12 protein-coding genes and 4 tRNA genes are annotated in these 12,236 nt (G+C 36.2%); 6 read left to right on the top strand and 10 right to left on the bottom strand.

What is annotated here, in order from left to right; all coding sequences use genetic code 11:
* The first annotated feature begins 59 nt into the window (after positions 1-59).
* Both AC52J8_RS06395 and AC52J8_RS06390 read left to right on the top strand, forming a co-directional pair.
* Entirely contained in the window at positions 60-1,211 is a 1,152-nt protein-coding gene (locus AC52J8_RS06395; RefSeq protein WP_032004656.1) for an alpha/beta fold hydrolase, read from the top strand.
* A 707-nt stretch (positions 1,212-1,918) separates the two neighbouring features.
* On the top strand, positions 1,919-2,242 hold the full coding sequence (locus AC52J8_RS06390) for a hypothetical protein (RefSeq protein WP_005073518.1): 324 nt from the start codon (positions 1,919-1,921) through the stop codon (positions 2,240-2,242).
* Here the strand turns inward: AC52J8_RS06390 and AC52J8_RS06385 are convergent, their stop codons facing one another.
* The 8 genes from AC52J8_RS06385 to AC52J8_RS06350 form a co-directional block, all read right to left on the bottom strand.
* On the bottom strand, positions 2,243-2,713 hold the full coding sequence (locus tag AC52J8_RS06385; RefSeq protein ID WP_005073517.1) for an AnBLUF65 family BLUF photoreceptors: 471 nt from the start codon (positions 2,711-2,713) through the stop codon (positions 2,243-2,245).
* Between the two features lie 277 nt (positions 2,714-2,990).
* A complete protein-coding gene (locus AC52J8_RS06380) occupies positions 2,991-3,200 on the bottom strand; it encodes a cold-shock protein (RefSeq protein WP_002115279.1) in 210 nt (69 codons plus the stop codon).
* 436 nt (positions 3,201-3,636) lie between these two features.
* Positions 3,637-3,710: transfer RNA gene (locus tag AC52J8_RS06375), tRNA-Trp, on the bottom strand.
* Between the two features lie 66 nt (positions 3,711-3,776).
* A tRNA-Leu gene (locus AC52J8_RS06370) sits at positions 3,777-3,861 on the bottom strand.
* A gap of 27 nt (positions 3,862-3,888) precedes the next feature.
* Positions 3,889-3,962 (bottom strand) — tRNA-Trp (locus AC52J8_RS06365).
* Between the two features lie 55 nt (positions 3,963-4,017).
* Positions 4,018-4,102: transfer RNA gene (locus tag AC52J8_RS06360), tRNA-Leu, on the bottom strand.
* Between the two features lie 92 nt (positions 4,103-4,194).
* Complete coding sequence (locus AC52J8_RS06355) at positions 4,195-5,010, bottom strand: protein kinase domain-containing protein (protein WP_496538895.1); 816 nt, start codon at positions 5,008-5,010, stop codon at positions 4,195-4,197.
* Complete coding sequence (locus AC52J8_RS06350) at positions 4,997-6,505, bottom strand: DUF3336 domain-containing protein (protein WP_086399159.1); 1,509 nt, start codon at positions 6,503-6,505, stop codon at positions 4,997-4,999. The genes AC52J8_RS06355 and AC52J8_RS06350 overlap by 14 nt, the downstream gene beginning before the upstream one ends.
* Positions 6,506-6,682: 177 nt before the next feature.
* Between AC52J8_RS06350 and AC52J8_RS06345 the strand changes: the two genes are divergently transcribed.
* Complete coding sequence (locus AC52J8_RS06345) at positions 6,683-7,564, top strand: ATP-binding protein (protein WP_002115248.1); 882 nt, start codon at positions 6,683-6,685, stop codon at positions 7,562-7,564.
* A 103-nt stretch (positions 7,565-7,667) separates the two neighbouring features.
* Entirely contained in the window at positions 7,668-8,771 is a 1,104-nt protein-coding gene (locus AC52J8_RS06340; RefSeq protein ID WP_140157901.1) for a DUF6670 family protein, read from the top strand.
* 2 nt (positions 8,772-8,773) lie between these two features.
* On the opposite strand, the gene tsaD is transcribed toward AC52J8_RS06340, so the two are convergent.
* Complete coding sequence (tsaD, locus tag AC52J8_RS06335; RefSeq protein ID WP_002115326.1) at positions 8,774-9,784, bottom strand: tRNA (adenosine(37)-N6)-threonylcarbamoyltransferase complex transferase subunit TsaD; 1,011 nt, start codon at positions 9,782-9,784, stop codon at positions 8,774-8,776.
* A 145-nt stretch (positions 9,785-9,929) separates the two neighbouring features.
* On the opposite strand from tsaD, the gene rpsU reads away from it, so the two are divergent.
* Both rpsU and AC52J8_RS06325 read left to right on the top strand, forming a co-directional pair.
* Positions 9,930-10,145 carry a 30S ribosomal protein S21 gene (rpsU, locus tag AC52J8_RS06330; protein WP_001136722.1) on the top strand — a complete coding sequence of 72 codons (216 nt, stop codon included), beginning with the start codon at positions 9,930-9,932 and terminating at the stop codon, positions 10,143-10,145.
* Between the two features lie 25 nt (positions 10,146-10,170).
* Positions 10,171-10,617: a GatB/YqeY domain-containing protein gene (locus AC52J8_RS06325; protein ID WP_002115302.1), complete on the top strand. Its 447-nt coding sequence runs from the start codon at positions 10,171-10,173 to the stop codon at positions 10,615-10,617.
* A 93-nt stretch (positions 10,618-10,710) separates the two neighbouring features.
* Here the strand turns inward: AC52J8_RS06325 and AC52J8_RS06320 are convergent, their stop codons facing one another.
* Entirely contained in the window at positions 10,711-12,138 is a 1,428-nt protein-coding gene (locus AC52J8_RS06320) for a M48 family metalloprotease (RefSeq protein ID WP_086399258.1), read from the bottom strand.
* Between the last annotated feature and the right edge of the window lie 98 nt (positions 12,139-12,236).

The raw sequence follows: 12,236 nt of genomic DNA, 5'->3' as shown, positions 1-12,236 counted from the left end.
ATCCTTCAAAGACCAGCTCTTTATTGCTCTGGGCAACATCTTTATAGGTTTTATATTCAATGAGTTTATTGCTTAAAGTTCGTCAGAACGTTCCACAGCTACAATCTATTAAAAAATCTCTTCAGACACGTGCTGGTCAAAAAATACCTCACATGCTGATCAATGCATCAGATCTCTTTTTCAGAGGCCCTCAAATAGCTTTGTCAGGAAAAACACCTTTTGATGTGATTCATAAGCATGAAATCATTACCTTACGCCATTATAAAAATGAGACTGATACCTCTACTCCTAAACACCGCGTACCTTTAGTTATTGTTCCGCCACTAGCAGTGAACATGCTCATTTACGATTTGTTCCCTACTCGTAGTTTTGTACGTTTCTTTTTAGCCCAAGGGTTTGATGTTTACTTAATTGACTGGGGCGTACCAACCCGACACCAAGCAAAATACAACTTCGGTACTTATATTAAAGTTTTCATGCCAGAGATGTTAAAGCAAGTTCGCCTACACAGTGGTCAGCAACAGCTTTCTTTGCATGGTTGGAGTTTAGGCGGCGCACTTTCGCTCTGCTATACCGCATTGTTTAAAGATAAAGATATTAAAAATCTAATTATTCTCGCTTCCCCTATCGACACACACAAAGCAGGTTATATGGGGAAACTATACGGTAGTCTTACCAAACCTGCCGAATGGGTTCGCAAACATACGCCATTTCGTATTCGTCATCATGTACCAAGTGAAGCATTTCATATTCATGGTTGGCAAAATACCCTTGGTTTTAAATTAACGGATCCGATTGGAAATCTGAAAACATATTGGGAACTTTTTAAGAATCTAGATAACCGAGAGTTTATTGTCGACCATGCAACCTCAAGCTCATTTATCGATAATATGTTGGCCTATCCGGGCGGTGTCATGCGCGATATTATTCTCCGTTTCTGGATTGATAATGAACTGTCTAAAGGTGTAGTTAAATTTGGTGAACTTACCGCCTATCTAAAAGACATTAAATGCTCTGTGTTAGCTGTCGGTGGTAACACAGATATCATTGTCACAGCTGATGCTGTTAAACCACTCATGGATTTAATTAGTAGCCAAGACAAAACATTTAAGGTGGTACCAGGTGGTCATATGGGCGTAGTTTCTGGTAGTCAAGCACCTACTACGGTCTGGCCAGAAGTAAGTACTTGGTTAGCTACTCGTTCAGAATAATTAATTCAAAATCAGTAAAGCCAGTGTAGTCAGTTCTATGCTGGCCATAATTCAAATTTTATAAATCTGATATTCTAGTTTCATTTATATTGCAGTAGTTTTTTCTCTTAATTCAAAAGCAGCTCATTACTAGATGACACAAAAATATAAATATAATTTCCTCACTATTAATCACATTAAAAACCCTTCAACACATAAATTTTATTTATTAGAAATATAATTTAATAAAACAATATTTTATCAAATGTTAAAATTTTTTAAATAAATTAATTTTCTCTTATTAATATTTATAAATTTTAAGAAAAGTACCTCTTAAAGTTGATGTTACTTTTTGTTATTTATGTAAAGCTCATCTAAACAATATACTTACTTAAGTTATTGTTAAACAAATTTTTTTATAAATTTAATTTTGTAAAATTCGATCATTATTTATACAAATGTAGGCAATCTCTCACAATTATGTAAGCCAAAGCTTACAACTCAAATGATTGTTTTTCTTATAATTAATTTCAGTACATATAAGCACTCTTTACTATTAAATAGAAAGCTGAATATTAATAAAGAGATCTGGAGAAAATGATAAAGTCATCTTTATTAATATAAAAACTCTTAATAATAGAAAAAGAATCTCAAAAATTAATATGTACTATCTTTCCTCTGGAAACAGAGGAAAGATACTTTTTTAATCATCAGATAGGGTATAGAAAATGTTTATTGCAAAAAATATATTTGTATATTTACTATCAATGTTAGCTTTATGCTTACTGATTATTTTCTTTAATTACATAGGAATGAACGAGACGATTAATCTTCTTCTCTCTTCTGCACTGTTTGGAATATTTATTACTTGGTATTTTAAAGGTAGTGGACTCTGTCTCGCCCTATTTAGCTTTTTTTATTGGGCTATGTTTGTCATTAGTCAAAGTTTAGAAGTGATATGGATGCTCGCAAGTTCAGTTATTGTATATTTAGTCATGACTAAAATATTACCTAAACTCAAGACCATCCATATTGGCGTGATAGCCAAATAGCTAAAACGGTTTCACCCCACGATTCACCATACCCACTTTCTTAACTGTGTTAATTTTAGTTTGTTCGGCAATGACTAATTCATTGATGAAAGCTTTTAAGTTTTGCTCATCAAGACGAATAGGATTAAAAGTACTTTCTCCCATTTTTAGAAAGAAAGATTCGATATTTGTATTACGTTGTACATATTTCATTGACCATCGTTGAAACGAGTTTTGTTCAATGGAATATGTACACAACCATTTAACATTGTGGTGTCTTTCATCATTTGTAATTTTTTCAAATAATCGTTCAACCACCTCTCGCTCACCTTCCAAGCATTGAAAGAAAGCATTATCGGCATAATAGAGCACCCCACAGATCTGATTCAAATCATTGAAATCTCGTGCTTCTGTCAAAATATCACGTAAATCTTGCAACAAGTCTTCATTTTTTTCGTTCCGTTGACTGGCATAACACAGGCGAACGTTCATTAGCAATTCCGTGAAATATAAAATTTCTTTATTTAAAGATTTTTTAATCTACCATATCTCTATTACTAATAATTTATATTTCACACATATTCTAAAGTTTATATTAAAAATATGTTCGATTATTAACTATAAGAGCTTAATAACTAATGATTTATATTCACAAGAAAATAAAAAGCCCTCCTATTGAGGGCTTCTAATGCTCTAAAAGAACAATAAATTGCTTTAAAAGCTAAAATAAAAAAAGCACTAAAAAGTGCTTTTTTTACTTGCTGTTATATTATTGTGGAATAATATTTACAGCATTTGGGCCTTTTTGCCCTTGAGTAACGGTAAATGTTACGCGTTGACCTTCATGCAAAGTTTTGAAACCAGAACCTGCGATTTCTTTGAAGTGAGCGAACACATCTGGACCGTTGTCTTGTTGAATGAAACCAAAACCTTTAGTTTCGTTAAACCACTTTACTGTACCACTTACTGTATTAGACATGATATATCCTACTGATTTCTAATATTTTAGAATCATTAAATAATGACCCTATCATAACTTTGAAAAAAGAATAACAAATTGAGCTTAATATCTTAAAAAACGAAGGATTATGACTAAAACTACGATACTTAAAAGAAGATTTACTAACAAGTCTTTTTTCTAGTTAACAGCATCATACATGAAATAAAATTGTATTCAAGGCTTTTATATAAATAATTTCCAAAACTTAAGTTAAATAAATATAAAACAATAGCTTAATAAAAAGATTAAGAAATTCAGTATATTGCTTAATTAAAAAACAATCTATGATGTAATAAAAACATTGAAAAGCAACAGCTATAAAAATATCTATTTAGAAAATTGCTTGAGCACGAATGAAAAGTTATTTTTTTAAATATAGATAATAAAAAAACTCCCGAATAGGAGCCTTATTTTATGGCAGAGGATCAAGGACTCGAACCTTGACGAACGGTTTTGGAGACCGTCATGCTACCATTACACCAATCCTCTATATTCATGATTAAACACTCAAGATTTAATCACAAAAAAAGCAAGATCATAATCTTGCTTTTTTAATGGTGGGGGCGAAGAGACTCGAACTCTTACACCTTGCGGCGCTGGAACCTAAATCCAGTGCGTCTACCAATTTCGCCACGCCCCCATCTGGGACATTTATTTAAAATAAATGTGGCAGAGGATCAAGGACTCGAACCTTGACGAACGGTTTTGGAGACCGTCATGCTACCATTACACCAATCCTCTTCCAAGATCTAGATGACCTAACATCTACATCAAACTTTAAGTTATTAACTTAAAGTGGTGGGGGCGAAGAGACTCGAACTCTTACACCTTGCGGCGCTGGAACCTAAATCCAGTGCGTCTACCAATTTCGCCACGCCCCCGATGGCTGTGTATATTAGCGATAAGATCTGGCAGTGACAAGTGTTTTTTTTCTAAAAAAAACTAACCGTGTAAATTGTATACAGATACTAGATCAATGATTTTTATCAATTTGAATCTGTTTTAAGCAATTTATTGCTTCATCAGCATTTGAAAATCGATTTTGCTGCTGTTTTTGTAATAAACCTGCAATTAAGGGATAAAAAATCAAAAACTGCGCGGGTAATTGAATGGTTAAATTTTGACAGTGCAAGATTGCCCAATCACGATAACTACCTGCTTCTAAGCGAGTTTGTATTAACCATTCATATAGGACGATGCCAAATGCATATAAATCGCTTTGTATTCCCTTACGCCCTCCTCTAAATAGCTCAGGAGCCATATAACGAGGTGTTGCATCCAGGACTGTATCACAACTTGAGATCGGTCTCGTTTTCTCAAAATCAATTAAATAAGGCTTTTGCTGAAACTTTCTAAAATGCTCTGCCTTAACGTCTCCATGAATCCAGCCAAGTTCATGAAGCTCTGCAAGCTTATTTATTGCTAACCAAATCTTACGGTATACATCAGTTAAACCACTTTCATGAGTCAATGAACCGAACCACACGTCACTATTAGGTAAAATTAAAACCTTACCAAAAGAATGGCCTAGCTGAGGGATTAAACTGACCTCAATTAATTTATAAGGTAAAAGCCATGCAGGTTTTTTAAAGTGCATTTCTTCGTAAAATAATTGCTCATGCATGAAATCTTGCTCACTTTGAGCATGGGTTTCAGGCAAATGATATTTTAACCAGTAATTCTTGGTATCTATGGTACATGTCCATAAACACCGCCCTAACGCTGCACTTGTTGGCTTTGTTACACATGTCAAGTTTTCTATATGCGAAGCAAAATCATGCTTCAGCATAATAAGACTCAGGCTGTTGTTTCTTTTCTTCAAAGCGCAAAACTTCTAAACAATGCTGAATTGTCTTACCAATACGAGCATGGGTTTCAATTGAAGAAATTTTTGGCCAAGTTGCACGTTCCCCTTCTCTTTGCAAACGCTTAAACAGATGCGGACGCGGGTTTTGCAAAGTGTAGGTATAGTGACTTAGACTATATTTAGCAATGATATTTACATCACCATAATAACGCTGTCCCATTACGCCATATCCATGATCTAACAATCTTCTAACTGGAGATATAGAACCAAGTCGTTGACGCGTAAAATCCATGATACCCATTGATAGCACTTTACCTTGGCGTCTTAGAATTCTTTCAGGCCAGCTTAAAACGTCTTTACGGAAGCGATCCGCATCATTTTGCATAAATGGAACAATATGTGGGTTAACTTGACTCGCAATGGTGTAGTTTAAATTATAAAGCCGTGCCATTCTTTCTTGTGGGAAATCGCTTCTTACACTTCCATCTACCCACTTTGTATTTGCCATATAAGGTGTATGTTCACCGTCATAACGTTTACTGGTTAAGCGTACTGGTGGGAATAAAATTGGCACAGCACATGAAGCCAATACAGCACTCCACACCAAAACATTCGGTGTCATAATGGCATTCATAATTCTTGGGTTTTCTGTTGCATCATATGGCGCCACTGCCACATTAATGTTTAAACCAGATTTTTTGAAAGCCTCTTCAAACGTAAGATCACCTAAATTCTCAATGAGGAATTTTTTCAAATATTGAACATCGGCAATTCCACCATTGCCTTTAATAAGTTCACGGAATTTCCTAAAATGAAAAGCATCACTAAAAAATTGCTCACCATTTAATAAGTTTTGGATATCTTCACTAGCAGAGGTTCCAAGCATACCTGTCATAATTGCCCCTGCACTTGAGCCAGAGAGCACTTTAGGCATTAAGTCTTGTTCAATTAAAGCCTTACATACTCCCGTATGAAAAAGTCCTAAAGTCGCCCCACCCGAAAACATAAGTGCAGGTTGTCCATACGCCTTTTCACAGTTTTCAAAAAACTCTATTTTTTCTTTTCTTTGAAACGTAATGCATTCACTTGAAGCGATATAAGCCAAGCTTTGGCTAACTTCTTCAATATAGTCTTCAATTAACTTTTTTGTACCGACATGTGTTGCGGCAAAAAGCATTGGATGACCAATATTTGCAATATCGTAAGTTAGACCCTCTTTAAGTAAATAGATGAGGTCTAATGTGCGATGTTGCTGACGATATCTTTTGAGCAAAGTGTATCGATAAGAAATGAGTTCGGCATCAAAGTAAGGTGAACTATTATCAAACTTCCACTCTTGCACACCTGTTTCTTCATCTAGTTTTAATGCAAAAGACTTCCATTCTTCATAAGATTCAGCAATGTCTAATTGACGTTGTAATTTTTTGATACGGTAAGCCTGATGTGGATTCATATCACTTCGTATTTTTTCAAACATATTTCGTCCTCATCTTCACAGATGATTTTACTGAATAGACATCACAACACTATGCTCGGTCTGAACATTTCAATCAATTGCAAAACCGATAAAGTGTATAGGCAATAAGTTTTTTGTCAGCCTGTTAATTTCGGTGTTAGTATCCTATAAAACACTGTTTAACATGATTGACTTACCATGGCTACCATTGATTTACCGGACAATTTAGTTCAAACATTATCACTTGTATTAAATCAGTTACAGCAAGTCTTGCCTGAGCCTCGACAAGAAACAGATTTTACTGCACCTGCTTTTAGATGGGAAAATCAGCAACTTAATGCCATCTATAAGCCAAAAAATATTTATCTTGATGACTTAAAAGGCATTGAGCGTCAAAAAGAAAAAATTATTCAAAATACTTTGCAATTTTTAAATGGCCTACCAGCGAATGATGTGCTGTTAACAGGCTCACGTGGTACAGGAAAATCATCTATTGTTCGTGCTTTATTAACTGAGTATGCCCCTCAAGGATTACGTTTAATTGAAATTGAACGTGATGATTTATCAGACTTACCCAAAATTCAAAAACTCATTCAAAATCGCCCTGAAAAATATATCGTCTATTGTGATGACTTGGCTTTTAACGCGGAAGATGAAAATTACCGTAGTCTAAAAAGTGTATTAGATGGTTCATTACAGTCAGGTTCAAGTAATTTTATTATTTATGCAACCAGTAACCGTCGCCACCTGTTACCAGAATTCATGCATGAAAATACACCTGTAACTAAGGTCGATGTTCCCCAATATACTGAACTACATCCACAAGAAGCGATTGAGGAAAAGATCTCTTTGTCGGATCGGTTTGGTCTATGGCTATCTTTTTATCCAATGGATCAAAATCTATATTTAGAAATCGTTGAGCATTATCTTGATAAAGCAAACATGCCTTTCAATGATGAAGTTCGTGCAGAAAGTCTACGTTGGTGTCAGATGCGGGGTCAGCGCTCTGGTCGAGCGGCTTATCAGTTTTCTAAGCATTGGATTGGTTTAAACGCATTAAAAGATTTGTCTAACAATTAAATAAAATGTCCCGCAAAGCCTTAGCTTTGGCCTATAAACCGCTTAGCTTTGGCAGTTGTTTTTCATAACCTAAAACAAAGATAGCCCTTCTTTAGGTTTATATATGAAAAAACAATTGCCAAAAATTTCTACAGCCAGTAAAGCGCTTGGTAAAAGTTTATTACTTGCACAAGGCGTTTTAGACCAAGCAAAAAAATATTCAACTCTTCCTTTTACTCAAGCTCATATCATCCGTCCACGAGTTGACGAAAAATATTATAGCTGGACACATTACGGTATCTTTTTCCCGCTTTTACCAGAGCCGCATCGTTACTTAAATATTATGATTTTAATCGGTACGCCCGGTGCACTTGCTTTTGACCATGATGATATCATCACTGGAAATCCTAGAAAAACAGCTACATTCTTTTCAAGCACAGCTGCTCTGGAACAAGCTTTACTAAAGGCCTATGTCATTCCCGAAGATACAAAAATTAATAAAGATGGGAGCTTAATAGAACTAGGTCAAGAAATTTCAATTCAAGGTAAATTCCCTCAAATTCACATTAATGGTCATTATGATGGATTTGATTTCGACTTTGATATCGATATTACTTCACATGTTTCATGGTTTATAAAAACACCAATCTATGATCATTTTAGCTTATTGGCAAAGTTTAAAGGTTTTCTAAGCTATCAAGCAGAACGCATTGAAAGCCAAGGACTCTGCACTTACGAATATGCTCGAGCAGTTGGTCCTCACTCCATCACAAACAAACTTATTCCTGATGTATATAAACTGCCACTTGATTTTTTCACTTATCAAATCATCAATTTAAATGAAACCACTCAACTTCTTCTTACCAAAGCCGATATTGCAGGACAAACAGCTGCATATACCCTGCATATTCGACATCTGAACCAGCCAGCTGAAATTTATACAGATGTAAGCTTTGATATTATTTCGCATCAAGTTGATGACTTTGTTTCACCTACTGGGCATAAAATGCGACTTCCAAAATATTTTTCTTGGATCGCTAGAAATGATGCAAAGCAAATTATCTTAAACATTCAGGCAGAAATTGACTGCCCATTCCGCTATGGTCATGGGCGAGGTTATGCGAGTAGCTATATATTTACAGGTCATTATTTTGGTAATGAAGTACAAGGCCGCGGTTATATCGAATACATTGATATCGAAAACCAACAGGCCTTTGACGATGAATAATTTTACTCAGGAATAGTGAGTTCAGTCATTGGCCATCTTGGTGTGGTCGTTACCGCCAACCCATCATGCTGACCTGCTTTTAAACGCTGATAACCAGCAAAAGCAATCATTGCCCCATTATCAGTACATAAAGCAGGCTCTGCATAATAAACTTGCGCTTTAATTTTCGCCAAAGAAGTTTCTAATTGCTCGCGTAGTCTTAAATTTGCGCTAACTCCACCTGCAATCACTAAACGTTTAAGTCCAGTTTGCTTTAAAGCTTTTACTGATTTTTTTACCAATGTATCTACAATTGCTTCTTGGAATGAAGCAGCAATGTCAGCGTCACGATTCTCACCATTCAATTTTTTCAATTGAACAGAAACAGCTGTTTTTAAACCACTAAAAGAAAAGTCCAAGCCTTGATGAAGCATAGGTCTTGGAAACTCAAAAGCTAATGGATCACCAGATAATGCAAGTTTTGCGATATTTGGCCCACCTGGATATGGCAAGCTCATCATTTTTGCAACTTTATCAAAAGCTTCGCCCGCAGCATCATCAATAGACTCACCCAATAGTTCATATTGACCAATAGCGTGGGCTGCCATCAATTGTGTATGTCCACCTGAAACTAACAATGCTACAAACGGAAATTCAGGTGGTTGACTTGAAAGTAATGGGGCCAACATATGACCTTCCATATGATGAACACCTATAGCAGGCTTATTTAAAGAAAAAGCTAAAGTTCGTCCAAATAAGGCGCCTGTCATTAATGCTCCCATTAAGCCAGGACCACGCGTATAAGCAACAGCATCAATCTCTTGTTTTTTTACACCACTTTGCTCAAGCAATTGATTCATTAAAGGAATTAATTTACGAACATGGTCTCGAGAAGCAAGTTCAGGTACTACGCCACCATATTCAGCATGAAGTTTAATCTGGCTATAAAGAACCTGTCCCCGTAAGCCGAGTTCGCTATCATAAAGTGCCAACCCTGTTTCATCACAAGAAGTTTCCAAGCCTAAAACAATCATCAAAACTGCCTTTTATATGAGTCAAAATATTGCAATCGCTATTATAGACTTGTGATATGAGTTGTAAATGAGTAAAATACTGACCTTCACTTGTGATCCGGCGCAATGGTGTGCCTGATCTTATCCATAATCTAGAGGATTTTACATGCCACAAGTTAAGTTGAAAGAAGGCGAACCAGTTGACGTAGCTATCCGTCGTTTCAAACGTTCATGCGAAAAAGCTGGTGTTTTAGCTGACGTTCGTAAACGCGAATTCTACGAAAAACCAACTCAAGAACGTAAGCGCAAAAAAGCTGCAGCAGTTAAACGCTACCAAAAGAAATTGGCTCGCGAATCTGTACGTACTACTCGCCTTTACTAATTAATTTGTGATTGACTGCTGAATTATGACTACTTTAAAAAACCAAATTACTGATGCATTAAAAACTTCTATGCGTGCCAAAGATATGGCAACAGTGACGGTTTTGCGTAGTCTACAAGCGGCAATTAAGCAAATCGAAGTCGATGAGCGCAAAGAGCTTGACGACGCTCAGGTTCTTGCGGTCATTGAAAAGCAAATTAAACAACGTAAAGAATCGATCAAAGCCTTTGAAGGTGCTGGTCGTAATGATTTAGCTAGTAAAGAACAAGCCGAAGCTGAGATTATCTCTCAGTTTCTACCAGAAGCTATGACTGAGGAAGAGCTTGATTCTATCATTGAGCAAACGATTGCTGCTCAAGAAGCAACTAGCATGAAAGATATGGGTAAGGTGATGAATTCTCTACGTCCGATCATAGCCGGGCGTGCCGATCCTGCTCAAGTTTCAGCAAAAATTAAAGCTAAGTTAGCTTAATTCCCCCCCTTTTTTAAATTTTATATTTCTTCTAATCAAGCTTCTTTAGTTTGTATATATTTGCACACCTGCAAATTAAGTAAGATATAACTTTTAAATCTTCATTCTTCGCTCATCTTGCATTTGTTTCAAACGACTGTCTATTCTTGCCGACATTGCTTGATTATCTTTTGCCAATCGCTGAGCATGTAACATTGATTTAATTGCATTTTCCTCACTACCTGACCAATATTCTGCTTCAGCCCGATAGCGTAGAACATTAACCGCTCTTAAAGGTCCATTCTTATCCAAATTCGCAGCTTGCTGTAAAAATTGCCAACCTTGTATATCTCTTGGATTCTTATTAATAAATCTTTGAACCAAAGTTTGAACTTGCGCAAACTTACCTTGGCGTAGCAGCACCTCAGCCAACTTATAACTAAAAGCTTTATTTTCAGGCATCGTCATTTGTGTAGCAGCAATAGTAGTATAAGCTTGATCTAGCTTGTTTTGGCCAAGATAAATATCTGTCTGCAATAATGTGACAAGAGGCTTTCCACTAGATTTCGCTTGATCTAAAGTAGACTGCGCTTGCACATAATCACCTTGTCTTGTGTAAAATGCTGCTAAAGCAATCAGACCAGCAATATTTTTTTGGGACGCCAAACTTTGTAGTTGGTTTTCAGTGGCCTGATTGGCAACCACCATGGTGTACCATTTTAAAATCTCAAAATCTGCATCATATATACGGTTTTTAACTCGAGGCATCTGGTTTGCACGCAGCCGCGCTTCACTCATACGCTCAGTCGTCAATGGATGAGTCAACCAGAAATCCGGTAAAAAACTTACCCGACTTGTAGCTCTATGCATTGTTTCAAAGTAATCAGCCATACTTTGAGGGTTATAACCTGCCGCATACATATATTGCATACCAATACGGTCTGCTTCACGCTCTTGATTTCGACTATATGTTAATTGCTTATCCATGAGTGCAGCTTGGGTACCAAGCATCACTGCTGCACCCGCATCGCCACCACCCTGCGCAGCTATAGCCACCCCCGCTAAAAGTCCTGCTAGACTTAGCAATGTTTGACCTTTAAAGGCTTCTTCAGAGCGACTAAAATGTCTTTGCGATACATGCGCAATTTCATGCGCCATAACACCAGCAATTTCATCAATATTTCGTGCTGAGGCAATAAGCCCCGTATTGAGCGCAAATAAGCCACCTGGAACAGCAAAAGCATTAATTTGTGGGTCTTTAATCACGACTAGACCAATCGGCTGCCCAAGCTGTGTTTCACTTAAAATACTCGAAAATACCTGAAAAAATTGATCTTCTAACCAAACATCCTGAATAACAGGCATTTGTTTGTGAACTTCACGAAAAACTTTTTCGCCAATAAATTTTTCTTTTTGTTGATCAAGCAAACCAATCCCACTTCCAATATTTGGAATTTCTACTTGATTTGCAGAAGGCTGAGGATCGAAAGGCTGTGCGTACGAAGCATTTGTTATAAAAGCCGTACTTAAAATAATTGGCAAAAATCTCAAATGTTTTTCTCTAGTAAAATTAAACCATCAAAAAAGTCTACTGATATAAAACATAAAAAATTATGTTCAATCAATAGACTTTTAATATA

Source organism: Acinetobacter sp. S-1 (assembly GCF_059579785.1).
This window is presented reverse-complemented; position numbering and strand designations above follow the sequence as displayed.